The sequence below is a fragment of the Streptomyces sp. NPDC091280 genome, assembly GCF_044768565.1.
GTDB lineage: Bacteria > Actinomycetota > Actinomycetes > Streptomycetales > Streptomycetaceae > Streptomyces.
Genome location: NZ_JBIVUZ010000013.1, coordinates 1 through 25,620, shown reverse-complemented (window position 1 = coordinate 25,620; position 25,620 = coordinate 1). Strand labels below are relative to the sequence as shown.

At 70.4% G+C, this 25,620-nt stretch carries 25 protein-coding genes; 8 read left to right on the top strand and 17 right to left on the bottom strand.

From position 1 onward, the window contains the following. Window positions 1-18 precede the first annotated feature (18 nt). From ACIQPR_RS34685 to ACIQPR_RS34670, 4 genes are all read left to right on the top strand, one after another. Window positions 19-831 carry a Scr1 family TA system antitoxin-like transcriptional regulator gene (locus tag ACIQPR_RS34685; protein ID WP_403656574.1) on the top strand — a complete coding sequence of 271 codons (813 nt, stop codon included), beginning with the start codon at window positions 19-21 and terminating at the stop codon, window positions 829-831. Continuing rightward, a complete protein-coding gene (locus ACIQPR_RS34680) occupies window positions 828-1,067 on the top strand; it encodes a DUF397 domain-containing protein (RefSeq protein ID WP_403656571.1) in 240 nt (79 codons plus the stop codon). Before ACIQPR_RS34685 ends, ACIQPR_RS34680 begins: the two co-directional genes overlap by 4 nt. Before the next feature lie 37 nt (window positions 1,068-1,104). Then, entirely contained in the window at window positions 1,105-1,872 is a 768-nt protein-coding gene (locus ACIQPR_RS34675; protein ID WP_403656568.1) for a DUF4253 domain-containing protein, read from the top strand. A gap of 168 nt (window positions 1,873-2,040) precedes the next feature. Continuing rightward, complete coding sequence (locus ACIQPR_RS34670; RefSeq protein ID WP_403656565.1) at window positions 2,041-2,790, top strand: SDR family oxidoreductase; 750 nt, start codon at window positions 2,041-2,043, stop codon at window positions 2,788-2,790. A gap of 51 nt (window positions 2,791-2,841) precedes the next feature. On the opposite strand, the gene ACIQPR_RS34665 is transcribed toward ACIQPR_RS34670, so the two are convergent. From ACIQPR_RS34665 to ACIQPR_RS34655, 3 genes are all read right to left on the bottom strand, one after another. Further along, complete coding sequence (locus ACIQPR_RS34665; protein WP_403656562.1) at window positions 2,842-4,743, bottom strand: FHA domain-containing protein; 1,902 nt, start codon at window positions 4,741-4,743, stop codon at window positions 2,842-2,844. Window positions 4,744-4,816: 73 nt separating this feature from the next. Continuing rightward, on the bottom strand, window positions 4,817-6,031 hold the full coding sequence (locus ACIQPR_RS34660; RefSeq protein WP_403656559.1) for a PLP-dependent aminotransferase family protein: 1,215 nt from the start codon (window positions 6,029-6,031) through the stop codon (window positions 4,817-4,819). A gap of 72 nt (window positions 6,032-6,103) precedes the next feature. Continuing rightward, window positions 6,104-7,006: an SAM-dependent methyltransferase gene (locus tag ACIQPR_RS34655; RefSeq protein ID WP_403656556.1), complete on the bottom strand. Its 903-nt coding sequence runs from the start codon at window positions 7,004-7,006 to the stop codon at window positions 6,104-6,106. Window positions 7,007-7,312: 306 nt separating this feature from the next. Here ACIQPR_RS34655 and ACIQPR_RS34650 point away from each other — a divergent pair, with 306 nt between their 5' ends. Continuing rightward, window positions 7,313-7,513 (top strand): hypothetical protein, encoded by a 201-nt coding sequence (locus ACIQPR_RS34650; protein ID WP_403656553.1) that lies wholly within the window; start codon window positions 7,313-7,315, stop codon window positions 7,511-7,513. Window positions 7,514-7,562: 49 nt separating this feature from the next. On the opposite strand, the gene hemB is transcribed toward ACIQPR_RS34650, so the two are convergent. The 6 genes from hemB to ACIQPR_RS34620 all read right to left on the bottom strand — a co-directional run bounded on the left by hemB (window position 7,563) and on the right by ACIQPR_RS34620 (window position 14,506). Then, on the bottom strand, window positions 7,563-8,558 hold the full coding sequence (gene hemB / locus ACIQPR_RS34645) for a porphobilinogen synthase (RefSeq protein WP_403656550.1): 996 nt from the start codon (window positions 8,556-8,558) through the stop codon (window positions 7,563-7,565). Between the two features lie 292 nt (window positions 8,559-8,850). Beyond that, on the bottom strand, window positions 8,851-10,557 hold the full coding sequence (locus tag ACIQPR_RS34640) for a uroporphyrinogen-III synthase (protein WP_403656547.1): 1,707 nt from the start codon (window positions 10,555-10,557) through the stop codon (window positions 8,851-8,853). Continuing rightward, entirely contained in the window at window positions 10,554-11,525 is a 972-nt protein-coding gene (gene hemC, locus ACIQPR_RS34635; RefSeq protein WP_403656544.1) for a hydroxymethylbilane synthase, read from the bottom strand. The genes ACIQPR_RS34640 and hemC overlap by 4 nt, the downstream gene beginning before the upstream one ends. Then, window positions 11,522-13,261: a glutamyl-tRNA reductase gene (locus ACIQPR_RS34630; RefSeq protein ID WP_403656541.1), complete on the bottom strand. Its 1,740-nt coding sequence runs from the start codon at window positions 13,259-13,261 to the stop codon at window positions 11,522-11,524. Before ACIQPR_RS34630 ends, hemC begins: the two co-directional genes overlap by 4 nt. Further along, window positions 13,258-14,019 carry a redox-sensing transcriptional repressor Rex gene (locus ACIQPR_RS34625; RefSeq protein WP_403656538.1) on the bottom strand — a complete coding sequence of 254 codons (762 nt, stop codon included), beginning with the start codon at window positions 14,017-14,019 and terminating at the stop codon, window positions 13,258-13,260. Before ACIQPR_RS34625 ends, ACIQPR_RS34630 begins: the two co-directional genes overlap by 4 nt. A 247-nt stretch (window positions 14,020-14,266) precedes the next feature. Then, window positions 14,267-14,506: a glutaredoxin family protein gene (locus tag ACIQPR_RS34620; protein ID WP_403656535.1), complete on the bottom strand. Its 240-nt coding sequence runs from the start codon at window positions 14,504-14,506 to the stop codon at window positions 14,267-14,269. A gap of 114 nt (window positions 14,507-14,620) precedes the next feature. Here ACIQPR_RS34620 and ACIQPR_RS34615 point away from each other — a divergent pair, with 114 nt between their 5' ends. From ACIQPR_RS34615 to ACIQPR_RS34605, 3 genes are all read left to right on the top strand, one after another. After that, the gene (locus ACIQPR_RS34615) at window positions 14,621-15,562 is read left to right on the top strand and encodes an HAD family hydrolase (protein ID WP_403656532.1); all 942 of its coding nucleotides are present in this window, start codon (window positions 14,621-14,623) and stop codon (window positions 15,560-15,562) included. 315 nt (window positions 15,563-15,877) lie between these two features. Beyond that, window positions 15,878-16,705, top strand: a complete 828-nt coding sequence (locus ACIQPR_RS34610) for an ECF subfamily RNA polymerase sigma factor, BldN family (protein WP_403656529.1) — start codon at window positions 15,878-15,880, stop codon at window positions 16,703-16,705. 233 nt (window positions 16,706-16,938) lie between these two features. Continuing rightward, complete coding sequence (locus ACIQPR_RS34605; protein ID WP_403656526.1) at window positions 16,939-18,162, top strand: DUF5667 domain-containing protein; 1,224 nt, start codon at window positions 16,939-16,941, stop codon at window positions 18,160-18,162. A 92-nt stretch (window positions 18,163-18,254) separates the two neighbouring features. Here the strand turns inward: ACIQPR_RS34605 and ACIQPR_RS34600 are convergent, their stop codons facing one another. The 8 genes from ACIQPR_RS34600 to ACIQPR_RS34565 form a co-directional block, all read right to left on the bottom strand. Then, complete coding sequence (locus ACIQPR_RS34600; RefSeq protein WP_403656523.1) at window positions 18,255-19,337, bottom strand: lysophospholipid acyltransferase family protein; 1,083 nt, start codon at window positions 19,335-19,337, stop codon at window positions 18,255-18,257. Between the two features lie 14 nt (window positions 19,338-19,351). After that, a complete protein-coding gene (locus ACIQPR_RS34595) occupies window positions 19,352-20,413 on the bottom strand; it encodes an NAD-dependent epimerase/dehydratase family protein (RefSeq protein ID WP_403656520.1) in 1,062 nt (353 codons plus the stop codon). A gap of 188 nt (window positions 20,414-20,601) precedes the next feature. Then, complete coding sequence (locus ACIQPR_RS34590; protein WP_003948845.1) at window positions 20,602-20,700, bottom strand: 30S ribosomal protein bS22; 99 nt, start codon at window positions 20,698-20,700, stop codon at window positions 20,602-20,604. 111 nt (window positions 20,701-20,811) lie between these two features. Continuing rightward, entirely contained in the window at window positions 20,812-21,024 is a 213-nt protein-coding gene (locus tag ACIQPR_RS34585) for a helix-turn-helix domain-containing protein (RefSeq protein WP_004984898.1), read from the bottom strand. A gap of 129 nt (window positions 21,025-21,153) precedes the next feature. Further along, window positions 21,154-21,969 carry a phosphatase gene (locus ACIQPR_RS34580; protein ID WP_403656517.1) on the bottom strand — a complete coding sequence of 272 codons (816 nt, stop codon included), beginning with the start codon at window positions 21,967-21,969 and terminating at the stop codon, window positions 21,154-21,156. 426 nt (window positions 21,970-22,395) lie between these two features. Next, window positions 22,396-23,568, bottom strand: a complete 1,173-nt coding sequence (locus ACIQPR_RS34575; RefSeq protein ID WP_403656514.1) for an acetoin utilization protein AcuC — start codon at window positions 23,566-23,568, stop codon at window positions 22,396-22,398. Further along, complete coding sequence (locus ACIQPR_RS34570) at window positions 23,519-24,730, bottom strand: MFS transporter (RefSeq protein WP_403656511.1); 1,212 nt, start codon at window positions 24,728-24,730, stop codon at window positions 23,519-23,521. Before ACIQPR_RS34570 ends, ACIQPR_RS34575 begins: the two co-directional genes overlap by 50 nt. A gap of 118 nt (window positions 24,731-24,848) precedes the next feature. Further along, window positions 24,849-25,493: an HAD family hydrolase gene (locus tag ACIQPR_RS34565; protein WP_403656508.1), complete on the bottom strand. Its 645-nt coding sequence runs from the start codon at window positions 25,491-25,493 to the stop codon at window positions 24,849-24,851. Window positions 25,494-25,620 lie beyond the last annotated feature (127 nt).

The following is a 25,620-nucleotide window of genomic DNA, read 5'->3' as shown; positions in this document are numbered from 1 at the left end:
CATGGGGAGCACCACAGCATGAACTCCAAGAAGAACCGCTCGACGATGCGGATGCTGGGCAAACAACTCCAAGCGGCCCGCAGGGCGGCCGGTTACACCCAACGCCAGCTATCCGAGCTGGCGTTGGTCGACGAGGAGACGATCGCGTCGGTCGAGCAGGGGCGGCGCCGGTTGATGCCGGACCTTGCCAGCACGCTGGACCGGATCCTCGACACCAAGGGCACGTTGGAGGCAGGGGTCGAGAATCTGCCGGAAATCGACCAGTTTCCTCTGTATGCCGAGCAGTACATGCAACAAGAGGGTGAGGCGGTATCGCTGTCCTTCTACGCCAGCAACGTCCTGCCTGGACTCCTTCAGACCGAGGCATACGCACGAGCCGTTCTGCGCGAGCGTGTTCCGGCATATGACGAGGACGAGATCGAGACCAAGACAGCAGGCCGAGTCAAACGCCAGGAGATCCTTGAGCGCAAGTATCCGCCAACCCTCAGCTTCGTGGTGTGGGAGCCAGTGCTGCACATTCGCGTCGGCGGTCCGCAGGTGCGCCGGGAGCAACTGCTCCACCTGCGAGAGATCGCCGAACTCCCAGGTCTCACACTGCAAATCCTGCCTCTGGACAGCCCCTCGCACGCAGGGCTCGACGGCCCTTTCGTCCTCCTGGAGACCCCACTTCACCAGCACCTCGCCTACGTCGAAGGACAGCGAGGCAGCCAATGGGTCTCGGACGCAGACGAGGTGTCCTTCCTTGCGCGCAAGTATGCGATGCTGCGGACGCAGGCCCTCTCCAAGCAAGAGTCCCTCGGCCTGCTGGACCGTCTGCTAGGAGATCAATGAGCACCGCACTCAAGTGGTTCAAGTCGAGCTACAGCGGCAGCGAAGGCGGCGAGTGCCTCGAAGTCGCCTACACCTGGCGCAAGTCCAGCTACAGCGGCGACGAAGGCGGCCAATGCGTCGAAGTCGCCACCTGCCCCCACACCATCCACATCCGCGACTCCAAGAACCCGGACGACAGCGGCCCCACGCTCCAACTCGCCCCCTCCGCCTGGGCGGCGTTCACCGCCACCCGTTAGGGCCCGGCTGTCAGTGGGCGGCTCTACAGTCTCGGGCATGGCGACTCTTCCCAATCCGCTGCCGAAGCTGGCGGCCGACCCGAGCGGTGGCTCGCTCGGGCTTGAGCTCCCTGTCGGGAGACTGATCGACGCGACGGCCGAAGGCACCGCGGACGAACCGCTGTTGTGGTGCGCGGCCGGACCGGCGGAGCCCGGTGACTACGACACGCTGCGGTCCGCGCGCGCCGCCGGGCTCCTCCCGCTGCTCATCGACGTGAACGGCGACCAAGGCGGCCCGGAGCGATGGGAGTTGCGCCCGGACGAGATGTCGTATCCCGGGGACCACGACGCCGACGAGGTGCTGGAAGAGTTCTGGGCGGAGTACACGGCCGAGGGCGACGAGTGGCCCGGCCTCGCCGAACCGCTCGCCCTGGTCGCCGATCCCGACGAGCGGGCGGCCGAGGTCGCCGACTCCCTGACGGGTGGTCGCCCGGGGTTCGAGGCACCGCATGTCGCCCTGGTACCGGCCCGCCGCAGCGCGGACGTCCCCGCGGCGATCGGCTGGAGGGGCCCCGTCAACCAGGAGAACGACACGGCCCGCCTGTGCGCGGTCCTGCGTTCCTGGGAGGACCGCTTCGGCATACGGGTCGTGGCCCTCGGTTTCGACTGGCTGACCCTGTCCGTGGCGGCGCCGCCCGCCGACCTGGAGGAGGCCGAGGAGGTGGCCGCCGAGCACTTCGCCTTCTGCCCGGACGACATCGGCGACCCGCAGGCGTACGCCCGGGAGCTGATCGACCGGCCCACCTGGCACTTCTGGTGGGACTGACCCGGCCCTGAGGCGCCGAGGCGGCACGGCACTCCGGTGTCGGTGTCCGGTGGTGGGGGCCGGTGACCCGGGATACGTTCGGGAGGCCTGTCCCCCGTCCCCCCGTCCCCCCGTCCCCCCGTCCACTGTGTCGTGTGTCGTGTGTCGTGTCGCCCAGCGGAGGCTTTGATGAGTGCGAGCGTGCCCGACCGGCCGCTGGAGCTGGCCGGTCAGACCGTCGTCGTGATCGGGGCCAGCTCGGGCATCGGGCTCGAAACCGCGCGCCAGGTCCGGGCCGCCGGGGGCCAGGTGGTCATGGCGGCGCGGGACCCGCGGCGGCTGGAGCGCGCGGCTGCGGAGGTCGGGCCGCTGAGCACGGCGATCCTCGACGCCTTCGACACGGACCGGGTCCGGGAGTTCTTCGCCGAGCTGCCCCACCCGGTCGACCACGTCCTGTCGACGGTCGGCGGCCCCCTGTACGGGCCGCTGGCCGATCTGGACCCGGCGGAGGCCGGCCGGTACTTCGGGGAACGCCTCGCCATGGTGCTGGGGATCGCGCAGCACGGCGGGAGCCGGGTCCGGGCCGGGGGCACGCTGCTGTTCATCGGCGGCACGGGCGGTCGCCGCCCCGGCGTCGGCCTGTCCGTCATCGCCGCGATGACCGCCGCCCTGCCCGCCCTCACCGCGAACCTGGCCCTCGAACTGGCCCCGGTCCGGGTCAACGTCATCGCCCCCGGATTCGTCGACACCCCGATGTCGGCCGCGCTCCTGGGCGACCGGCTCGACGCGCGCCGGGAACAGCTCCGCGCCTCGCTCCCCATCGGCCGGGTCGTCGGCGCGGCGGACGTCGCCGCCCTGGCCGTGCACGTCATGCGCAACGAGGCGCTGACGGGCGCGGCCTACGACATCGACGGCGGGCAGTTGCTGCTGCCCCAGTGACCACAACTCACCGCTGTGTGGCCACTGTTGGGTGACTCACTGCTGCGGGACTCACTGTTGGGTGGCCGGTTCCAGTGCCTCCACCGCCGCCGCGGCGGCCGAGGAGTCGGGGCCGTAGAAGATGTCGATGTCGACCTCCTCGCCGCCCATGGTCAGGGTGTCCCACGCGCCGCTGAGGACCAGCATGCGCAGGGTGCGGTCCTCCAGGGTGCCGAGGCGTTCGAGGATCGCCTCGTCGTCCGGCATGCCGGACAGGCGGGGGGCGAGGCGGTCGCGGATGGCGCCCATGCGCGCCAGCAGGGTCGCCGTGTCGGCCTCGCGGTCGGGTTCCTCGGTGATGCCGTCGATGCCGTGGTCGATGATGTCCTTGATCGCCCAGGTGACGCCCTGGTCGTCGGTGGTGACCATGGCCTTCCACGCGCGGCTCTTGTGCCGGTACTGGAGCATCGACATGGCGGCCTCGTGCCGCAGGAAGTCGGCGTCCCGGAAGGGGCGTCCGTTCCAGGCGCTGTTGAGCGAGCGGGACAGCGAGATCGCGGACGCCAGACCGCTGTTGAGGCCCCGGCCGGGCCAGAAGTGGATGGAGTTGGCCGCGTCGCCGAGGAGGAAGCCGTAGGTGCCGGGGGTGTTGACGGTCGGCGGCAGCAACTCGGCGGAGAAACGCGGCCGTTGCACCATGTCTAGACGGAAGCTGGTGACCGCGGACAGGTCCTGGGACTTGACGTCGAAGAGCCGCAGCCCCTCGTGCACCCGCTTCCACAGGGGCGAGCCCTTGATGAGGGCGGGGAGGAACAGCGTGCCGTGGGTGGCGCACTGGAAGTCGCCGTGCTCGTCGCGGTTCATCAGGCAGGGGCGGGAGGCGATGCACTCCTCGAAGACCCGGCGCACCGGGTCGATGCCGATGACCTCCGCCAACTCGGCGTCGGTGAGCCGCATGTTGAGGAAGCCCTCACCGCGCAGGGAGTTGAGCAGGAAACGGTTCTGGGCGACCGTCAGCAGGATCGCCATCGGGTCCGGCAGTTCCGACTTGACCCGCAGGCCGAGGACGACGTCCCGCAGGTGGACGCCGTCGAGGGAGTAGATCGACTCGTCGGCCTTGCCGAACCGGCCCGCGAAGTGCTCCCGGGTGCGCGACCGCCCGCCGTCGCAGATGGCCAGCACATGCTGCGAGGCGAGTTCGTCCCGCTGCTCCGCCGCGTCGAACTTGGCGGGGATCAGCCGTATTCGCTCGCGCTTCTCGTTGGCCAGCTCCAGCAGCCGGTCCTCGATGTAGGCGATCCGCATGTTGCGCGGATGGTGGTCGCCGATCGAGTCCGGGCCGGACGGCCACATCTCGGTGTAGTTCTCCGGGTCGAACAGCCGGTCCTGGACGTACTGCGGCCAGGCCAGGTACTGCCGGCTCTGCACGGTCACCACCTGCTGGCGCCGCACATTCCCCTCGTCGGCGCCCTTCCAGACGACGGTACGGCCCTGCCGACGCCAACGGCCCTCGTAGACCGTGACCTTGACCTGCGCCCCGAGGAAGTGCTCCAGCAGCAGCGCCATCGACAGCCCCACCGGACCACCGCCGACGACGGTCACCCGCAGCACCGAGCCGTCGCTCTCCTCCGGGTGGGTCACCGAGCGGGGAAGGTTGAGCGCCATCAGGGTCTGCATGGCGTCCGCGACCTCAAAGCGGAACTCCTGGTCCCCGATGGTGATCTCGTCCCCCGCCTGAAGCAGCCGCGACTCGATCTCCGCACCGTTGACCTGCGTACCGTTACTGCTGCCGCAGTCGCTCAGGACATAGCCCTGGTCCTGGTCGAAGACGATCTCCGCATGAAAGCGCGAGACGCTCGGGCTGGCGATGACGACCGTGTTCCCCGCGTTGCGCCCAAAGGTGACGCGGGTGTCGACAATCGGGATGCGCTCTCCCGCGAGCGGACCCTCACGCCCGACCAGCACCGGTGCCATGACACTTCCTTCCGGAGCCGAGCAGCCTGCTCAACTCATCGCGCTGACAAGGTCGTTCACCGGTCCACCGGACCTACCCAACCATGAAAGCACGATGCAGCCGTCGCAGCCCCTCCCCGATCTCCGCCGGAGTCTGCGTCACGAAGCACAGCCGCATCGTCGAGCGGTCGGGCTCCCCCGCGTGGAAGGGCGCACCCGGCACATAGGCCACGTCGTGGCGCACCACGCCCGGCAGCAGTGCCGTCGTGTCGTAGGACTCCGGGAGCCGCGCCCACAGGAACATGCCGCCCTCGGGACGCTCCCAACTCGACCCCTCGGGAAGGGAGTCGGCGAGCCCCGCGAGCATGGCGTCCCGGCGCTCCCGGTACACGGCGGCCACCCGGGCGACATGCGCGTCGAGGTCGTTGTCCGCCAAGTACCGTGCGGCGGCGAGCTGGTTGACGGTCGGGGTGTGCAGGTCGGCGGCCTGCTTGGCGACAACACAGGCCCGCAGCAGGGATGTCGGCGCCCGCAGCCACCCCAGCCGCAGCCCCGGCGCCATCACCTTGGAGAACGAACCGAGCAGCACCGTACGGTCCGCCGCGCCCTCGTGAGCGGCGATCCACGGCAACCGCTCGCCCTCGAAGCGGAGTTCGCCGTAGGGATCGTCCTCCACGATCCACAGGCCGCGCCGCGCGGCGACGGCGGCGACCGCGGCCCGGCGGTCGGCGGGCAGGGTACGGCCGGTCGGGTTCTGGAAGGTGGGCACGGTGTAGAGCAGCTTGGGCCGCTCGCGGACGACGAGTTCCTCCAGCGCCTCGGGATCGAGGCCGTTCTCGTCCCCGGGCACGGCGACGACCCGCGCTCCGGCGAACGCGAACACCTGAAGTGCCGCCAGATAACAGGGGTTCTCGACCAGCACGACGTCCCCGGGCTCCAGCAGCGCGGTCGCGAGCAGCGAGAGCGCCTGCTGCGAACCGGTGGTCACCAGGAGGTCGTCGGCCTCGGTGGGCAGCCCGCGCGCGGCGGTACGCGCGGCGAGCGCGGCGCGCAGCACCGGTTCGCCCTCGGTCGTCGCGTACTGGAGCGCCCGCGCGGGCGTCTCGGCGAGGACCGCCTGGTACGCGGCGGCGATACCGGCGGCGTCGAAGAGTTCGGGAGCCGGGAGCCCGCCCGCGAAGTTGATCACTTCGGGGCGGGCGGTGACGGCGAGGATGTCCCGGACCGGCGAACCGCCGATCACGCGGGCCCGGGCGGCGAGCGGCGGAAGCGGGGCGCGGGAGGCGCGGACTGGCTCGGTGAGGGTCATCTCCGCAGCGTAGGAAAGTACCTGCCGTCTACAAACAGGTTTCCGCGATCCGGACGGTCGCCCTTGCGTGGATCAGGCCTTGGTGCCGGTCGCGCCGTAGACGTTGATGTCGTCGTCCGTCACGTCGTTGATGTCCCGGTAGGTGATCTTCTCGATGTCGTCGAGGCTGTCGAAGTACGCCTGCTCCACCGCCGGAGGCGCCGGTGCCGGACCGGGGTGCCACTGGTGGACGGGCACGACACCCGGCTCGTCCAGGGTGACCCCGGCGGCCTCGGTGAAGAACCGCTCGACCTCGGTCTTCGAACGGAACACGAAGGTGAACCCCCGCTCCGTATAGGTCCGTTGGACCGCACGGCTCGGGATCGGATGCATCTCGTCGGTGAGATGGCTGAGCACGACATGGCTCCCGGACGGCAGCACATCCACCAGTTCGCGCACCAGCGGATACGCCTCCTCGTCCTCCACGAAGTGCAGGATCGCCACCAGCAGCAGCGCGATCGGCTCGTTGAAGTCGAGGGTCTTGGCGGCCTGTTCGAGGATGTCGGCCGGGCTGCGCAGATCGGCGTCGATGTAGTCGGTACGGCCCTCGTCCGTGCTGGTGAGCAGCGCGCGGGCGTGCGCCAGGACCACCGGGTCGTTGTCGACGTACACGATCCGCGACTCGGGGGCGATGCCCTGGGCGATCTGGTGCACGTTCTCCGCGGTGGGCAGCCCGGTGCCGATGTCGAGGAACTGGCGCACACCGTGCTCCTGCGACAGCCGGGTCACCGCGCGGCGCATGAAGTCGCGGTTGTGCCGGACGTCGAGATAACCGCGCGGGTTGGCGGCGAGCGCGGCGGCGGCGGCCTGGCGGTCGACGGGGTAGTTGTCCTTTCCGCCGAGGAAGACGTCGTAGACGCGGGCCGGGTGCGCCTTGCTGCTGTCGATCCTCCTTCTCAGCTCGGCGGGATCTTGGCTGAGGGCGTCACCGGGCATGCAGGTCTCCCAGGAGAGTGGGTCCAGTGGTCAACAACCTAACTCCCTGCGGGACTTGATGGTGCCCAAGTCGCAGGAAGGGGGCCCGGCGCACTCAAACCGTCCCGTGCCGGGCCCGAACGGGACGGCGTCCCCGCAGGTCAGCGCGGCGGGACGGTCCGGGCGTCCCGAATCCGGCGCGGGCCGTAGCGGAGGCGGGACGGGACCGCCCAAGCTGCACCGGACGACGCTTCACTCCGACAACTCGCACAGCTTCCGACAGCTCCGACAGCTCCGACAGCTCCGACAGCTCCGACAGGGGGACCCATGCCCGACCGCACCACCCGCGCCCGCGCCCGAGTCCGTGGCCGTGCACGTGCCCGCGCCCGCGTCCTGGCCGGCGCGACGGCGGCCGTGCTCGCCGCGCTGCTGCTCACGGGCTGCAAGGACGGCATGGGCGTACGCGACGAGGGCCCCTCAGGCACGACCCCCACGCCGTCCGCACAGCCGTCACAGCCCTCGCGTTGAGGGCTGTGCGGACGGTCGGCGGACGGTCAGTCGTGCACCGCTCTCCCGCTCAGTCGCGCAGCTTGAGGGCCGCCTCGACCGCCCAGTAGGTGAGGATGTTCCGCGCCCCGGCCCGCTTGATCCCGGTCAGCGTCTCGAAGATCGCGCGGTCCCGGTCCAGCCAGCCCTTCTCGGCGGCGGCCTCGACCATCGAGTACTCGCCGGAGATCTGATACGCGGCGACGGGAACGTCCACGGCGTCGGCGACCTTCGCGAGGATGTCCAGATAGGGGCCCGCCGGCTTCACCATCACCATGTCGGCGCCCTCTTCGAGGTCGAGCGCCAACTCCCGCAGCGACTCACGGGCGTTGGCCGGGTCCTGCTGATACGTCTTGCGGTCCCCCTTGAGCGAGGACCCGACGGCCTCGCGGAAGGGGCCGTAGAACGCGGACGAGTACTTCGCGGTGTACGCGAGGATCGCCACGTCCTCCCGCCCGATCTGGTCGAGCGCGTCCCGGACGACCCCGATCTGCCCGTCCATCATCCCGCTGGGCCCGACGACATGAGCGCCGGCGTCGGCCTGCACCTGGGCCATCTCGGCGTACCGCTCAAGGGTGGCGTCGTTGTCGACCCGCCCCTGCTCGTCGAGCACACCGCAGTGCCCGTGATCGGTGGTCTCGTCCAGACACAGGTCGGACATGACGAGGAGTTCGTCCCCCACCTCGGCCCGCACGTCCCGCAACGCGACCTGGAGAATGCCGTCCGGATCCGTCCCCGGGGTCCCGAACGCGTCCTTCTTGCTCTCCTCCGGCACCCCGAACAGCATGATCCCGGAGATCCCGGCGGCCACCGCCTCGGCAGCGGCCTTCTTCAGACTGTCCCGCGTGTGCTGCACGACCCCGGGCATCGCCTCGATCGGCACCGGTTCCCCGATCCCCTCCCGCACGAACGCCGGAAGAATGAAGTCGGCCGGGTGCAACCGGGTCTCGGCGACCATCCGCCGCATGACGGGGCTGGTCCGCAACCGCCGGGGCCGCGAGCCGGGAAAGGATCCGTACGTCGTCATGCCACCTACGCTACGCCTGGGGCTGAAGGGCACTTGCCGACGACGAGTCGGTGATCAGCGCCTACGACACCGGTGCGCCCGGCATCCCTTCGCCCGGCCCCGGCATCATCCGGCCGACCGTTCCCGCCCGGCCCCTTCTCGACTCAGCTCCGTGAAATCCAGCCCGTCCGGCGTTTGAGGACGAGGTCCCTTCAGGGCCGATGCGGGGGTGCGGGGGCGCAGCGCCCCGCGGACGCCCGCCCCCACCACCCGTCGCCACTCGCTCTCACCCGTCGCAACCGGCTCCCCGGCCTCAGGTCGTGCGGCGCCGCCTGGCGCCCGGTCGGCGCTCGCTCGGGCGGGTCACCGGGTCACCGGCCTCCTCCGCCGCCGCGCGCCTGCGCAGGCCGAAGTTCGCCAGGGCCTCCGCCAGCTTGTGCACGGACGGCTCCGGTGCCATGACGTCCACCCGCAGGCCGTGCTCCTCGGCGGTCTTCGCCGTCGCGGGGCCGATACAGGCGATCACCGTCACGTTGTGCGGCTTGCCGGCGATGCCCACCAGGTTCCGTACCGTCGAGGAGGAGGTGAAGAGAACGGCGTCGAAACCGCCCCCCTTGATCGCCTCGCGGGTGTCGGCGGGCGGCGGCGAGGCCCGTACGGTCCGGTAGGCGGTGACGTCGTCGACCTCCCACCCGAGCTCGATCAGCCCGGCGACCAGCGTCTCCGTGGCGATGTCGGCCCGCGGCAGGAACACCCGGTCGATCGGGTCGAAGACGGGGTCGTACGGCGGCCAGTCCTCCAACAGGCCCGCGGCCGACTGCTCACCGCTGGGCACCAGGTCCGGCTTCACACCGAACGCGATCAGCGCCTTCGCGGTCTGCTCGCCCACCGCGGCGACCTTGATGCCCGCGAAGGCCCGCGCGTCGAGCCCGTACTCCTCGAACTTCTCGCTCACCGCCTTCACCGCGTTGACCGACGTGAAGGCGATCCACTCGTAGCGGCCCGTCACCAGTCCCTTGACCGCGCGCTCCATCTGCTGGGGCGTGCGCGGCGGTTCGACGGCGATCGTCGGCACCTCGTGCGGGACGGCGCCGTAGGACCGGAGTTGGTCGGAGAGCGAGGCCGCCTGCTCCTTCGTGCGCGGGACGAGGACCTTCCAGCCGAACAGCGGCTTGGACTCGAACCACGACAGCTGGTCGCGCTGGGCGGCGGCGGAACGCTCACCGACCACGGCTATCACCGGCCGGCCGCCGTCCGGCGAGGGCAGCACCTTCGCCTGCTTCAGCGTCTGCGCGATGGTGCCGAGCGTCGCGGTCCAGGTGCGCTGGCGCGTGGTCGTACCGGCCACCGTGACCGTCAGGGGGGTGTCGGGCTTGCGGCCCGCCGCCACCAGTTCGCCGGCGGCGGAGGCCACCGAGTCCAGCGACGTGGAGACGACCACCGTGCCGTCCGACGCGCCGACCTCGGTCCAGCAGCGGTCCGAGGCGGTACGGGCGTCCACGAAGCGGACGTCCGCGCCCTGCGCGTCCCGCAGCGGGACACCGGCGTACGCGGGCACCCCGACGGCCGCGGCGACACCGGGGACGACCTCGAAAGGCACACCCGCGGCGACGCAGGCGAGCATTTCCTCGGCGGCGTACGTATCCAGTCCGGGGTCCCCGGACACCGCACGTACGACCCGCCTGCCGCCCCGCGCGGCCTCCATGACAAGATGTGCCGCATCCCGCACAGCGGGTAGGCCAACGGTTGTTGACACACCGTCAACGACCGTTAGTTGAGGCGTGCCCGTGCCCGGGAGCGAGTCCGCGGAAGGACCCGTTTCCGGATGCACGACGGCGACGCCCGATCGGGCGTGCGCGCGTACGACGTCGAGCACCTCGTGCTCGGCGACGAGTACGTCCGCGTTCGCCAGCGCCTCCACGGCGCGCAGTGTGAGCAGTCCCGGATCTCCGGGTCCGGCACCCAGGAAGGTGACGTGCCCGTGTTCCGGACCGGCGGCGGGAAGAGTGGTGGGGCTCACTTGGCTTGCTCCCCCATCAGACCGGCCGCGCCCTGGGCGAGCATCTCGGCGGCGAGTTCGCGACCGAGCGTCAGTGCTTGGTCATGCGTCTCGGGCACGGGACCGGTGGTGGACAGCTGCACCGTACGCGAACCGTCGGTCGTGCCGACTATTCCGCGCAGGCGCATTTCCTTGACAATCTGCCCGTCGGCCAGAAGGTCGGCCAGCGCGCCCACAGGGGCGGAGCAGCCGGCCTCCAGGGCGGCGAGCAGGGACCTTTCGGCGGTCACCGCGACCCGGGTGAACGGGTCGTCGAGTTCGCCGAGTGCCGCGATCAGCGCAGCGTCTTGGGCGGTGTGCCCCGCCCTGCACTCGATCGCCAGGGCCCCCTGGCCGGGGGCGGGCAGAACCGTGTCGACCGACAGGAAGTCGGTCACTTCGTCGAGCCGGCCGATCCGGCTCAGTCCGGCGGCGGCCAGGACGACGGCGTCCAGCTCACCGTCCCGCACGAAGCCGATCCGGGTGTCGACGTTGCCCCGGATGGGGACCGTCTCGATGTCGAGGCCGTGGCCGCGCGCGTACGCGTTCAGCTGGGCCGTGCGCCGCGGGGAGCCCGTACCGATGCGGGCCCCTCGGGGCAGGTCGGTGAACTTCCGGGCGTCCCGCGCGACCAGCACGTCCCGCGGGTCCTCGCGCTCGGGTACGGCGGCGAGCACGAGCCCTTCGGGCTGCGCGGTCGGCAGGTCCTTCAGCGAATGAACCGCGAAGTCGACCTCACCGCCGAGCAGCGCGTCCCGCAGCGCGGTCACGAAGACGCCGGTGCCGCCGATCTGGGCGAGGTGTTCGCGGGAGGTGTCGCCGTAGGTGGTGATCTCGACGAGCTCGACGGGCCGTCCGGTCACCTGGCTCACGGCCTGCGCCACCAACCCGGACTGGGCCAGGGCGAGTCTGCTTCGCCTGGTCCCCAGTCTCAGTGTCCTGCTACTCATGCGAGCCCTCGGTTCTTGCTGTTCTTCACAGAGTCTTCTTCGGCCCGCGAGACGGAGGCCACCGTCTCCTGGTCGAGGTCGAACAGGGTGCGCAGCGCGTCCGCGTACCCGGCGCCGCCGGGCTCGGCCGCGAGCTGCTTGACCCGGACGGTCGGCGCGTGCAGCAGCTTGTCCACCACGCGCCGCACGGTCTGGGTGATCTCGGCGCGGTGCTTGTCGTCGAGGCCGGGCAGCCGTCCGTCGAGCCGGGCGATCTCGCCCGCCACGACCTCGGCGGCCATGGCGCGCAGGGCGACCACGGTCGGCGTGATGTGCGCGGCCCGCAGGGCTGCCCCGAAGGCCGCGACCTCGTCGGAGACGATACGCCGGACCGCGTCCACATCGGCCGCCATCGGAGCGTCCGCCGAGGCCTCGGCGAGCGACTCGATGTCGACGAGCCGTACCCCGGCCAGCCGGTGCACGGCCGCGTCCACGTCACGCGGCATCGCGAGGTCGAGGACCGACAGCACCGGTGCGGGGCGCGGGATCTGGGCGACGGGTTCGGGCCTGCGCCGCTCGGGGATGCGGCCCACGGTCGCCGAGGCGGCGGCCAGTGCGGCGATGGCGTCGGCGTCGGCGGCCGGGTCGAGCACGGTGCCGGGCCGCGCGGTGGTGCGTACCGTGCCGTTGTCCACCCAGGCCGCGTGCTGCTCCAGGTCGGCCGCGGCCATCCCGGCGACGGCGGCCTCGCCCTGCACGGAGAACCCGGCGGTGGCCTGCACCGCCGACACGTCGAGCGGACAGCCGTCGTCGGCACCGATGCTGGTGGGCGGCAACTCGCCCCGCCCGGCGCCCGGTTCGGCCGTACGGCCCGTGCGCTCGGCGGCCGGTACGGTCGCTGCGCCCTGCGCGGGCACCCGGCCCGACACCGCCTCGGCCACCGCGTCCGCCGTCAGGACCAGGCCCGTCGCTCCCGTGCAGGACACGGTGACATCGGCACGTGTCAGCTCGAACGGCACCGAATCCATCGGTACCGCGCGGGCCGACACGTCCGTTTCGGGGCTCTCGGTGATGATCTGGGCGAGCCGCTCGGCGCGGTCGGCGGTGCGGTTGGCGACGACGATCTCGGCGACCCCGGCGCGGGCGAGGGTCGCGGCGGCCAGCGACGACATGGAGCCGGCGCCGATGACCAGGGCGCGTTTCCCCTTCGCCCAGGCCTCCACCGGCGTACCGGAGGAGAGCTGCTGAAGGCCGAAGGTGACCAGGGACTGGCCCGCGCGGTCGATGCCGGTCTCGGAGTGGGCGCGCTTGCCGACCCGGAGGGCCTGCTGGAACAGGTCGTTCAACAGCCGCCCGGCGGAGTGCAGTTCCTGTGCCCTGGCGAGCGCGTCCTTGATCTGGCCGAGGATCTGGCCCTCGCCGACCACCATCGAGTCGAGGCCGCAGGCCACCGAGAAGAGGTGGTGGACGGCCCGGTCCTCGTAGTGCACGTAGAGATAAGGAGTGAGCTCGTCCAGGCCGACCCCGCTGTGCTGGGCGAGCAGCGTGGACAGTTCGGCGACGCCCGCGTGGAACTTGTCCACGTCGGCGTAGAGCTCGATGCGGTTGCAGGTGGCGAGCACGGCCGCCTCGGTGGCCGGTTCGGCGGCGACCGTGTCCTGGAGCAGCTTGATCCGGTCGTCCGCGTTCAGCGTAGCCCGCTCCAGGACGCTGACCGGGGCGCTGCGGTGGCTCAGCCCGACGACGAGGAGACTCATGCCGGCATCACGGCGGGGACGTCCCCGTCAGGGCCCTGCTCGGTGGAGTCGCCGCGGTGCGCGGCGGCCGGGTGCGCGGACTCTGCGGCGGCTTCCTCACCGGCCTTGCGCTGCTCGTGGAAGGCGAGGATCTGGAGCTCGATGGAGAGGTCGACCTTGCGGACGTCGACGCCGTCGGGAACGGTCAGCACGGTCGGCGCGAAGTTCAGGATGGAGGTGACTCCGGCGGCGACGAGCCGGTCGCAGACGGGCTGGGCGGCTCCGGCCGGGGTCGCGATGACGCCGATGGAGACGCCGTTCTCGCTGATGATCTTCTCCAGCTCGTCCGAGTGCTGGACCGGGATGCCCGCGACGGGCTTGCCGGCCATCGCCGGGTCGGCGTCGATGAGGGCGGCGACCCGGAAGCCGCGCGAGGCGAACCCGCCGTAGTTGGCGAGGGCGGCGCCGAGGTTGCCGATACCGACGATGACGACCGGCCAGTCCTGGGTGAGGCCCAGCTCGCGGGAGATCTGGTAGACGAGGTACTCGACGTCGTAGCCGACACCGCGGGTGCCGTAGGAGCCGAGGTAGGAGAAGTCCTTGCGCAGCTTCGCGGAGTTGACGCCCGCGGCGGCGGCCAGCTCCTCGGAGGAGACCGTGGGCACCGAGCGCTCCGAGAGTCCGGTCAGCGCGCGGAGGTACAGCGGGAGACGGGCGACGGTGGCCTCGGGAATCCCTCGGCTACGGGTCGCCGGTCGGTGAGTTCGGCCAGTTGCCACGGTGCTCCTGCGGGTAGAGCGGGGCTGTGGGCGGTCACACGAACCCAGACCGCCCCGTCGGAAGCAGGCTATGTCTTTGTGAACGCGTGCACAAAGATGGTGTCCGTTTTGCCCACCCAACGTGACCGGGGTCACGCACACGCGTTCCCGTCGCATTCCAGGGGGCAAAACCGCCACACTCCTCGTAATTCCCGCCCCCGAGACCAAACCGCCGTCGATCCTAAGCGACGTTCGGGTGCGCGTTGAACTACTTGGTCAGTTCCCGGCGCAGGCGGCCCTCGTCCACCCGCCAGAAAGTGTGCTGTTTCCCATCCACCAGCACGACCGGGATCTGCTCCCAGTACGCGTCGTGGAGCTGCCGGTCCACGGTGATGTCCTTCTCTTCCCAGGGGACACCGAGATCGGCGCAGACCTTCTCCACCACGCGCTGCGCGTCCTCGCACAGATGACAGCCGGGCTTCCCGATGAGGGTGACGACATGACTCATGCACCCCATTCTCACGCCCTCCGGCCCCTTCTTTAACGGCCCGGTCGCGGAGAGTTCACAGCCTCCGAACCTCTCGGCTCCGGAACCACCGAACAAACTGGCTATGCTCACGACATGGCCGCTCTCGGATGGCTCACTCCCCGTAGGCGCTCCGCCACGGCGCGGAGCGTGTTGGCAGGCGAGGCCTCTGCGGAGGCAGCGCGCAAGTCGTCGCAGGACGTTTCCGACATACAGGACGCCCGCGCGGAAGAGACCGCCGCGGAACCGGAGTTCCCGGTCCTCGGCGACGACAGAGCAGCCGCCTTCTTCGACCTCGACAACACCGTCATGCAGGGCGCGTCGATCTTCCACTTCGGCCGCGGCCTGTACAAGCGGAAGTTCTTCGAGACCCGCGACCTCGCCCGGTTCGCCTGGCAGCAGGCCTGGTTCAGGCTGGCCGGCTCCGAGGACCCCGAGCACATGCAGGACGCGCGCGACTCCGCGCTGTCCATCGTCAAGGGCCACCGCGTCGCCGAACTCCAGTCGATCGGCGAGGAGATCTACGACGAGTACATGGCCGAGCGCATCTGGCCGGGCACCCGCGCCCTCGCCGAGGCCCACCTCGCGGCCGGCCAGAAGGTGTGGCTCGTCACGGCGGCCCCGGTGGAGATCGCCAATGTGATCGCCCGCCGCCTCGGCCTGACCGGCGCGCTCGGCACGGTCGCCGAGTCCGTCGACGGCGTCTACACCGGCAAGTTGGTCGGCGAACCGCTGCACGGCCCCGCGAAGGCGGAGGCGGTACGGGCGTTGGCCGCGGCCGAGGGCCTGGACCTGTCGCGCTGCGCCGCGTACAGCGACTCCCACAACGACATCCCGATGCTCTCGCTGGTCGGGCACCCCTACGCCATCAACCCGGACGCCAAGCTGCGCAAGCACGCGCGGGAGCTGGACTGGCGGCTGCGCGACTACCGAACGGCCCGCAAGGCGGCCAAGGTCGGCATCCCGGCGGCGGCCGGCGTCGGCGCGGTGGCGGGCGGCACGGCCGCGGCGATCGCATTGCACCGCCGGCGCCGGTGACACGGCGAACACAGCCAATCCACGGGTCGTACCCGCGTAACCCCCTGTCCAGTCACGTTGGCTGCACACGGCCACAACACGCCCTGCTCCCTGACTGAATTCGGACCGTTCTGATCAACAACCGTTCACTCTGCGGTACTTGATCGAGCGCCAATCGGTTACAGAAGCGACGTAATCGATGATTTGAGCAACTGGGTGTAGCAGCGCCTGTACGAAGCGTTATTCTCCTCAGACGCAATCCGGCACCTCTCTGTCGCTACGACGGGTGAACGTACCGGTACTGCACGTGATGGAAGCTCTGCCTCTGGGAGTCCCGTGTACCCACACGTCGGGGTTGACGCCTCGGGCCTGGCTACGCTGCGCGCAACGGTCCAAGACCTGTTGCGCGGCTTCGTCCCCACCGCGTACGCCGTCCCCGCCGCCTTCGCCACCACCGCACCCGTCGGTCCGTGCTACGCACTGGCCGACGGCATCGAGCAGGTGCCAGCGCGGAGCGCTGTCGTCGAGGGGCGGGGGTCGGGTGACGGGCGGGCCGTCGGCAGACGAGGGCGGTCGGCCGGCACCACCACCGCACGCCGCCCGGCCGCCGACAGCGACAGCGCCCGGATGATGGACCTCGTGGAGCGCGCCCAGGCCGGCGAGGCCGACGCCTTCGGCCGCCTCTACGACCAGTACAGCGACACCGTGTACCGGTACATCTACTACCGAGTGGGAGGCAAGGCCACCGCCGAGGACCTCACCAGCGAGACCTTTCTGCGCGCCCTGCGCCGCATCGGCACCTTCACCTGGCAGGGCCGCGACTTCGGCGCCTGGCTGGTGACCATCGCCCGCAACCTCGTCGCCGACCACTTCAAGTCGAGCCGCTTCCGGCTGGAAGTGACCACCGGCGAGATGCTCGACGCCAACGAGGTCGCGCGCTCCCCCGAGGACTCCGTCCTGGAGTCCCTCTCGAACGCCGCTCTCCTCGACGCCGTACGACGGCTCAACCCCCAGCAGCAGGAGTGCGTCACGCTCCGCTTCCTCCAGGGCCTCTCCGTCGCGGAGACCGCCCGCGTGATGGGCAAGAACGAGGGCGCGATCAAGACCCTCCAGTACCGCGCGGTGCGCACCCTCGCCCGGCTCCTGCCGGACGACGCCCGCTGACGGAACACGCTCGGTGACTCCCAACTCGCGCTCAGTGAAAGTCCGTTGAGTTCGCGGTCGGATCATCCGTCGTCCGTAACCCAAGTGCCGCGCCACTCGTTGTGCGGGATACAGGCTCCCTGTGGTCACACCCTGACCCTCTCCGATCACTCGATCGTGTGGATGCGGTCAGGAGGTGCAACCCTCAGGACCCCCTGGGGAGTCGACCGTCATGACGAGAGGAGGTGCCGCCAGTGATCGCGAACGTATCGGCGCACCGGCGGGCGAACGCCTTCGCCCAGGCCCTGGAAGAGGAGCAGTCCGACCGGGGCACGGCGGCCGAGCAGCCCGAAGGACCGGCACCGGCCCCGGCTGCTGCGGAACAGACCGAGCAGGGCCGCATGCTGGCCTTCGCCACCGGTCTCGGCGAGCTGCCCAAACCCGTACTGGACCCCGAGGTCAAGGTCGTTCAGCGGGCTCAGCTGGTCGCCGCGTTCGAGGCCATGCTGCAAGGAGGCGAGGCACCACAACCTTCGGTACCGGAGCAGCGGTCCCACCGGTCCCGGGGCACCCACCGGGCCACCGGACTGGGCAAGCTGCGACCCCGGTCCCGGCTCAGCAAGGGCCTCGCGGCCGGCGGCCTCAGCGTCGGAGTCGCCGCCGGGGCCTTCGGCGGAGTCGCCGCCGCCAGCTCGGACGCCCTCCCCGGCGACGGGCTGTACGGCCTGAAGCGCGGCATCGAGGACTTCAAGCTCAACTACCTGTCCGACGGCGACGACCAGCGCGGAGTGGCCTACCTCGACCAGGCGTCCAACCGCCTGAGCGAGGCACGCCGGCTGATGGAGCGGGACCGCGGCGGCCACCTCGACCACGAGCAGCTCGGCGAGATCCGCCGCACGCTGGCCGGGATGACGCACGACGCGTCCGAGGGCCACCGGCTGCTGCACGAGGCGTACGAGCAGGACCCGAACTCGCTGGGCCCCATCCAGGCGCTCTCCGCGTTCTCCCGCTCGCACCGCGAGGCCTGGGGCGCCCTGCGCGACCGCCTGCCGGTCCAGCTCGGGGACGTCAGCGACCAGGTCTCCTCGGTCTTCGACGCCATAGACGAAGAGGTCGCCCCGCTCCAGTCCCTGCTGCCCCAGCCCCCGGCGAAGACCGGCGGCGGCACCGGCAGGCACCGCGCTCCCGACACGGAGTCCACCGGCTCCACGGGCTCGCACCGCTCGACCGCACCGAGCGACACGGCGGACTCCCCGGCGAGCAGGAGCAGCCGCTCCACCGCCCCCAGCGAGTCCGCCACCGAGGGCGACGGCCTCCTCGGCGGCAGCACCGGCGGCCTCCTGGACCCCCCGAAGTCCTCTGGCACGGCTTCCCCGTCCACGAGCAAGCCCTCGATCACCGAACCGGACGTCACACTGCCACCGCTCCTGCCGGGCCTGCTGCCCGGCCTGGGCATCGACAGCCAGGACGCGAACTAGGCGGTCAACGCCTGTGGGCTACGGGACTTCTCCCGTAGCCCACAGGCGCGTGTCAGCTTTCTCAGACACAGCCGCCGAAGAATCGGCGCCCCTCAGAAGAACACCGACCTCCGCTGCACCAGCAGCTTGTACAGCGTGTGCTGGATCTGTTCCCGTACCTGGTCGGTGAGGTTGAACATCAGCATCGGGTCCTCGGCCGCCTCCGGCGGATAGCCGTCCGTGGGGATCGGCTCGCCGAACTGGATGGTCCACTTCGTGGGCAGCGGGATCGCGCCGAGGGGACCCAGCCAGGGGAACGTCGGGGTGATCGGGAAGTACGGGAAGCCCAGGATCCGGGCCAGGGTCTTGGAGTTGCCGATCATCGGGTAGATCTCCTCGGCCCCGACGATCGAGCACGGGACGATCGGCACGCCCTTGCGCAGCGCGGTCGACACGAACCCGCCGCGGCCGAAGCGCTGGAGCTTGTAGCGCTCACTGAACGGCTTGCCGATGCCCTTGAATCCCTCCGGCATCACCCCGACCAACTCACCGCGCCCCAGCAGCCGTTCGGCGTCCTCCGCGCACGCGAGCGTGTGACCGGCCTTGCGGGCCAGCTCGTTGGCGACCGGCAGCATGAACACCAGGTCGGCCGCGAGGAGTCGGAGATGCCGGTTCGCGGGATGGTTGTCGTGGACGGCGATCTGCATCATCACGCCGTCCAGCGGGATCGTCCCGGAGTGGTTGGCGACGATCAGCGCGCCGCCGTCCGCCGGGATGTTCTCGATGCCCTTCACCTCGACCCGGAAGTACTTCTCGTACAGCGGGCGCAGCGCCGGCATCAGGACCTCGTCGGTGAGCTCCTCGTCGTAGCCGAAGTCGTCGACCTCGTAGTCCCCGGTCAGCCGGCGGCGCAGGAAGGACAGGCCGTGGGCGATACGGCGCTCCAGGCCCCCCGGGCCGCCCTGGCCGCTCTGGTCCGCCTCGTCGCCCGGTGTCCGCTCCGGCTCCTGCTGCTCACGTGTCACAGGAACATCATCCTGCGCGAAGTCCCGGCCCGGCAGGGGCTGGACCTCACGGACCAGCGCGGGTTCGCCGTTCTTGCGCCGGCTGCCCGCGCCACGGCGCCGCTGCGGTCGCTGCACGGCACCCGCGCGGGACCGGTCGTCGTCGAACGGAATGACCTTGGCATCCGCCATCGTTGATGCGCTCCTCAGTTGGCGCTCGGCGTCGGGGGGTGGCCACTGTCCGGCCGGGACAGCGCGGCGATCCGGTCGACGGCCCCCGCGACGGCCTCCGGCGGCAGCAGCCCCGGGCCCTGGCCGCGTGCGAAGTCCGCGAAGGTCTCGGCGGTCGTGTACTTGGGCTGGTACCCCAATGTCTCGCGCATCTGCACCGTCGAGACGACCCGGCCGTGGGTCAGCAGCCGGATCTGCTCCGGGGAGAAGTCCGTCATCCCCAGCGTCCGCACCAGGGAACCGGCCCAGGTGACCGCGGGCAGCAGCAGCGGCACGGTCGGGCGGCCCAGGCGCCGGGAGCACTGGGAGAGCAGCAGGACGCCGTCCCCGGCGATGTTGAAGGTGCCGCTGTTGAGCGTGCCGCGCTCCGGGTCGTGCGAGGCGATCCGCAGCACCTCGATCACATCGTCCTCGTGGACGAACTGGAGCCGCGGGTCGTAGCCGAACACGGTCGGCAGGACCGGCAGCGAGAAGTACGCGGCGAGCGGCGAATCCGCCGTAGGACCAAGGATGTTGGCGAACCGCAGCACGCACACGGCGACATCGGGCCGCCGCCGGGCGAAGCCGCGCACATACCCCTCGACCTCGACGGTGTCCTTGGCGAAGCCGCCGCTCGGCAGCGACTTCGGCGGGGTCGTCTCGGTGAAGACGGCGGGATCGCGCGGCGCGGACCCGTAGACATTGGTACTGGACTTCACCACCAGCCGCTTCACGACCGGCGACTTCTGGCAGGCGCCCAGCAGCTGCATGGTGCCGATGACGTTGGTCTCCTTGACCGTGGTCCGGCTGCCGCTGCCCAGCGCGGTGCCCGTCACGTCCATGTGGACGACCGTGTCGGCGCCCGACTCGGCGAGCACCCGCGCGATCGTGGGCTGCCGGATGTCGGCCTGGATGAACTCCGCGCCCCCCAGATGATGTCCGGGCGGGACCGCGTCCACGGCGATCACCCGGTCCACCTCCGGGTCACGCTGAATGCGTCGTACGAACCGGCCCCCCAGCTGGCGGGCCACTCCGGTCACGAGCACGACCTTCCCCAAGATCAGCGCCTTCCTTCCGAGTTACCCGTGTACGGCCAACCTAGCGGTTCGGTGTTGCGCTGTGATGACCGCCCGACGCACGAAGTCACGAGTACACGCAAACGGGCACATGCCGGGAACATAACTGTGGCCCCCCACCGGAAACCGGTGGGGGGCCACAGGAGACGCTCTCGCGGCGCCGCGTCGCCTTACTTCTTGTTACGACGCTGCACGCGCGTGCGCTTCAGCAGCTTGCGGTGCTTCTTCTTAGCCATCCGCTTGCGCCGCTTCTTGATAACAGAGCCCACGACTACCCTCGCTCACTTCTCATCACTCGGTGCTGGGCATCATGGGCCCATACGACCTACAAGGGGCCAGCCTACCCGCCCGAGCGCTGAGGTCGTAATCGAGGGTTCACCTCAGGCTGTCTCCACCCCCACGTAGCTCTCGCGAAGGTACTCGTGTACCGCTTGTTCGGGGACGCGGAAGGACCGCCCCACCCGGATGGCGGGCAGATGACCGCTGTGCACCAACCGGTACACGGTCATCTTCGACACTCGCATCACCGAGGCGACCTCCGCCACGGTAAGGAACTGAACCTCGTTCAGAGGCCTCTCGCCTGCTGCAGCCATGACACACCTGAACCTTCCGCACTCGACGGTCACCGGCTTCCCCTTCCGGTGACTCTTCGTCGTTGCGTGCTCACTCCCCAATGTAGGGGCGGGTGATGCGAGTGGGGAAGAGGTGCACCCATCGGCGGCCTACTGTGACAGACACGCTCGATTGAGTACGTAGCGGGTAAGCGGGCGGTAGTAATCGGACCGCACGGCGTCATCAAGTGGAACGGCCACGGACACCGACCCCTCGGCCTCCCCCACGAACAGCGCGGGGTCGTCGGTATCCGCCAGCCCAATGGCCTCGAACCCCAGCTGACCTGCTCCGCAGACCCATCCGTGGTCTCCGATCACCAGCTCCGGAAGCACCCCGCCGGCCTCCGCCGCCGCACCCAGCACGGTACGAACCGGGAGCGGTGAGTGCGTGTGTGCGCCGGGCTCACAACCGGGGCGTTCGGGTCCCGGATCACGGACGAGGGCGACACCTCGTACGTAGGCAAGGTTGTACGTGCGTAGACCGAACCGGGTCGTTATGTCGACACAGCGACCATGCGCGGGGGTGAGAACAGCACATCCCGCCGCCGACAGCGCGTCCGCCAACGCGGCGTAGAACCCGAGCAGCCGGTGCGGGTGCCCGGTGCCGAGGAGCACGGGTCCGTTGCGCTCCGCCACCGCGCCCAGCCTGTCCGCGAAGGCGTCCAGAGCGCTCAGGGTCCGCTCCGGGTCGATCACATCATGCCCGGAAACATGCCTCGGGTCGGCCGAAACCCCACACTTGTCCGCCATGAGACCGATCAAGTCCCGCTGTCCCCATGTCCATTCGGGATCGAGTCCGATCAGTACCCGGGGGTCACGAGCGGCGAAGGCCCGATAGCTGCGCAGGCTCTCCTCGCGCGAGGTGGCCACGGGTCCGGCCAGCCGGGCGGCCAGCAGATGCGCGCGGAGCGCGCCGGTGCTCAACACGCAAGCGATGCTGACGGACGACACCCCCACCCACGGCGGGAACGCCCGGAACACCGCACCGTTGGCGTAACACCGGTGACAGTGGCCGACCCGGCAGATCCAGCTCACCCGGCACCCACCAGCCCGTCCGGCGTTCGAGGCCGAGCCCGTCCAGGCCGAAGCGGGGGCCTGGGAGCGGCAGCCCCCAGGGACGGGACGGACGGGGGCGGCGGGGGCGAGAACCTCCGCCGCCCCCGGCGCGAAGATCTTCATGGCCGTCGAACTGAACATCAGCGTCGACCACGAACACAACCCGGTCGTCGACTCCGGCCGGTACACGTCCTACGCCGGCCCCGTCTACATACCGGCCCGCGGCTACTGCGCCGTCTGGTACGGCGTGATCGGCACCGCCAAGGGCCGCGACTCGGGCCCCCGCCGCCCTCCCCCCTACGCCAACAACCCCCGCAGCGGAAACACCGCCCGCCGAGCCGCCACCACCGCCTGGTCAAGGCGGTCGGCGGGGTCGTACCCCGACTCCCAGTCCGCGTAGGCCACCGGCCACCGCCCGTCCGTCATCCGCTGCGGCCCCAACTCCCGTGTCCGAGCGAACACTTCCTGCCGCCACCCCTCGGGAATCACCGTCTCGGGCGCGATCTCCCGCCCGGCGGCGATCGCCACGAGATGCGTCCACGACCGCGGCACCACCTCCACCACGGCATAGCCACCCCCGCCCAGCGCGACCCACTTCCCGTCCGCGTAGGCGTGCGCCAGCTCGTGGCAGGCCACCTGCACCGCCCGCTGCGCGTCCAACGACACGGCGAGATGGGCGAGCGGATCCTCGAAGTGCGTATCGGCCCCGTGCTGAGTCACCAGCACCTGCGGCCGGAAGTCCGCGATCAACTCCGGTACGACGGCGTGGAAGGCCCGCAACCACCCCGCGTCCCCGGTCCCGGCCGGCAGCGCCACATTGACCGCGGCGCCCTCCCCCCGCCCCGCCCCGGTCTCCTCCGGCCACCCGGTCTGCGGGAACAAGGTCCGGGGATGCTCGTGCAACGAGATCGTCAGCACCCGCGGGTCCTCCCAGAACGCCGCCTGGACCCCGTCCCCGTGGTGCACGTCGACATCGACGTACGCGACCCGCTCGGCCCCCAGCTCCAGCAGCCGGGCGATGGCGAGCGAGGCGTCGTTGTAGATGCAGAACCCGGAAGCGGCCCCCGGCATCGCGTGGTGCAGCCCACCGGCGAAATTCACGGCGTGCAGCGCGTCCCCGCCCCACACCGCCTCGGCCGCCCCCACCGACTGCCCGGCGATGAGAGCCGACACCTCGTGCATCCCGGCGAAGGCCGGGTCGTCCATGGTCCCCAGCCCGTACGCCCCGTCCGCGGACTCCGGATCGGCCGAGGCCGCCTTCACCGCCTCGACGTAGTCCTCCCGGTGGACGAGCCGCAAGGTCGACTCCCCCGCGGGCTTGGCCGCCACCACGTCGACGTCCTTGTCGAGCCCGAAGGCGTCGACAAGGCTCCGGGTCAGGGCGAGCCGGACCGGGTCCATCGGATGGTCCCGGCCGAAGTCATAGCCCGTTACTGCCTCGTCCCACATCAGCTGTGCTCGCCCGCTCATGCCCGTCACCGTACCGGCCCTCCTGCGGCGCGAACGAGCGGGCGTACACCAACGTCACCAGCACCAACACCATCGGCACCAGCATCGCCCCGCGATAACTCCACGCGTCGCCCAGCGCCCCCACCAAGGGCGAACCGATCAGGAACCCCACGTAGTTGAAGACATTGAGCCGCGCGATGGCTGTGTCCGAGGCCCCCGGGAACAACCGCCCGGCCGCCGCGAAGGTCTGCGGCACCAGCACACACAGCCCGAGCCCCAGCAGCGTGAACCCGAGCATCCCGACCCAGGCCCCGGGCGCCACGGCCACCACCGCGAACCCCAGCGCGGCCACCACCGCCCCCAGCCGTACGACGGCCACGGCCCCGAACTTCCGCACCCCGAGGTCCCCGATCCCACGCCCGACCAGGCACATCACCATGTAGACGTTGTACGGGACCGTCGCCACCTGCTCCGAACTCCCCAGCACGTCCTTCAGGTACTTGGCACTCCAGTTGGAGACCGTCGAGTCCCCGATGTACGCGAAGGTCATCACCAGACACAGCGGCAGCAGCAACTTGAAGACCAGCGGCCCGGCCTCGGCCCCCTCGCCCGCCGCCTCCGGCCCGCTCCCGTCGACGTACCACCGGCTCCCCACGAAGGCCGCCGGCAGCAACACCGCCACCACGGGCAGATACGACGCCCACAGCGCGAGATGCCAGTGCGCCCCCGCCCACGCCAGCGAGGCCCCCACGATCCCGCCCAGGCTGTACGCCGCATGGAAGCTGAGCATGATGCTCCGCCCGTACGTCCGCTGGAGACTCACCCCGAGCATGTTCATCGAGGCGTCCAGCGCACCCACCCCGAGCCCGAACGCACCGAGCGAGACGGCCAGTTCGGCCATGCTGTCGCCCGCGCCGACCCCGAGCAGCGCCAGGAGCACGACGGGCTGGGACCAGCGCAGCAGCACACTGGGCCGTATTCGCTTCACCAGCTGCTCGGTGGTCACGCTCCCGACACCGGCGAGGATCGGCACAGCGGCCAGGAAGACGGGCAGCAGCCCGTCCGAGACCCCGTACCGGTCCTGGATCGCGGGGATACGGGTCACGAGCAGCGCGAAGGTGGCGCCCTGAGCGAAGAAGCTGAACGCCAACGAGGCCCTACCGCGCCGCAGCACATCTGTCATGGCGGCGAGCGTAAGGGTCACGGCGTACCCGTGGGTAGATCCAGCCAAAGATGAATTCGGCTCACCTTTGCCGAGCACCGCCGCCCGGCCTACCCAGACACCACCGACATGGCACGTATCAGGCGAGCAGGTCGGGCAACTCCCGCATCTCCCCGAAGAGTTGCGTGGCCCCCACCAGCCGCTCGGCAGGCGTCATCGCGGTGAACCCGTACACGTCCATCCCGGCCGCGACAGCCGCCCGCACCCCCAGCGGACTGTCCTCCACCACCACACACCTCTCCGGTACGACCCCCATCCGCTCCGCCGCGTACAGGAACAGGTCCGGCGCCGGCTTCCCTCGCCCCACGTCCTGCGAGGAGAAGACCCGCCCCTCGTCGAACCACCGGTCGAGCCCGGTCGTCCGATGCCCCACCCGGATCCGCTCATGGCTCCCGGACGAGGCCACGCAGTACGGCACCCCGTCCGCCGCCAGCCGCTCCAAGACGTCCACGGTCCCGCCCACCGGCTTCAACTCCCGCTCGAACGCGGCGAACACGCGAGCGTGGAAGACATCGTCGAAGTCCTCCGGCAACCGCTGCCCGGTCCGCTCCTCGACAAGATCATGCACGCGGTGCATCGCGGCACCCATGTAGTCGCGCAGGGACTCCTCGTACGAGGTCGGATGCCCGAGTTCCGTGAGATAGCCGGCCAGGAGCCGGTTGGAGATGGGCTCGCTGTCGACGAGGACACCGTCGTTGTCGAAGATCACGAGGTCATAGCGCATACAGCCGAGCCTAAACGCAGAAAAGCCCCTGCACCGAATAAACGGTACAGGGGCTTTCGCAATATTTGTTCGGCGGCGTCCTACTCTCCCACAGGGTCCCCCCTGCAGTACCATCGGCGCTGTAAGG

Bases quoted from the DNA above. Each gene is read 5' to 3' on its own strand.
- ACIQPR_RS34685 (WP_403656574.1), top strand. From the start codon at position 19: ATGAACTCCAAGAAGAACCGCTCGACGATGCGGATGCTGGGCAAACAA.
- ACIQPR_RS34680 (WP_403656571.1), top strand. From the start codon at position 828: ATGAGCACCGCACTCAAGTGGTTCAAGTCGAGCTACAGCGGCAGCGAA.
- ACIQPR_RS34675 (WP_403656568.1), top strand. From the start codon at position 1,105: ATGGCGACTCTTCCCAATCCGCTGCCGAAGCTGGCGGCCGACCCGAGC.
- ACIQPR_RS34670 (WP_403656565.1), top strand. From the start codon at position 2,041: ATGAGTGCGAGCGTGCCCGACCGGCCGCTGGAGCTGGCCGGTCAGACC.
- ACIQPR_RS34665 (WP_403656562.1), bottom strand. From the start codon at position 4,743: ATGGCACCGGTGCTGGTCGGGCGTGAGGGTCCGCTCGCGGGAGAGCGC.
- ACIQPR_RS34660 (WP_403656559.1), bottom strand. From the start codon at position 6,031: ATGACCCTCACCGAGCCAGTCCGCGCCTCCCGCGCCCCGCTTCCGCCG.
- ACIQPR_RS34655 (WP_403656556.1), bottom strand. From the start codon at position 7,006: ATGCCCGGTGACGCCCTCAGCCAAGATCCCGCCGAGCTGAGAAGGAGG.
- ACIQPR_RS34650 (WP_403656553.1), top strand. From the start codon at position 7,313: ATGCCCGACCGCACCACCCGCGCCCGCGCCCGAGTCCGTGGCCGTGCA.
- hemB (WP_403656550.1), bottom strand. From the start codon at position 8,558: ATGACGACGTACGGATCCTTTCCCGGCTCGCGGCCCCGGCGGTTGCGG.
- hemC (WP_403656544.1), bottom strand. From the start codon at position 11,525: ATGAGTAGCAGGACACTGAGACTGGGGACCAGGCGAAGCAGACTCGCC.
- ACIQPR_RS34630 (WP_403656541.1), bottom strand. From the start codon at position 13,261: ATGAGTCTCCTCGTCGTCGGGCTGAGCCACCGCAGCGCCCCGGTCAGC.
- ACIQPR_RS34620 (WP_403656535.1), bottom strand. From the start codon at position 14,506: ATGAGTCATGTCGTCACCCTCATCGGGAAGCCCGGCTGTCATCTGTGC.
- ACIQPR_RS34615 (WP_403656532.1), top strand. From the start codon at position 14,621: ATGGCCGCTCTCGGATGGCTCACTCCCCGTAGGCGCTCCGCCACGGCG.
- ACIQPR_RS34600 (WP_403656523.1), bottom strand. From the start codon at position 19,337: ATGGCGGATGCCAAGGTCATTCCGTTCGACGACGACCGGTCCCGCGCG.
- ACIQPR_RS34585 (WP_004984898.1), bottom strand. From the start codon at position 21,024: ATGGCTGCAGCAGGCGAGAGGCCTCTGAACGAGGTTCAGTTCCTTACC.
- ACIQPR_RS34575 (WP_403656514.1), bottom strand. From the start codon at position 23,568: ATGAGCGGGCGAGCACAGCTGATGTGGGACGAGGCAGTAACGGGCTAT.
- ACIQPR_RS34570 (WP_403656511.1), bottom strand. From the start codon at position 24,730: ATGACAGATGTGCTGCGGCGCGGTAGGGCCTCGTTGGCGTTCAGCTTC.
- ACIQPR_RS34565 (WP_403656508.1), bottom strand. From the start codon at position 25,493: ATGCGCTATGACCTCGTGATCTTCGACAACGACGGTGTCCTCGTCGAC.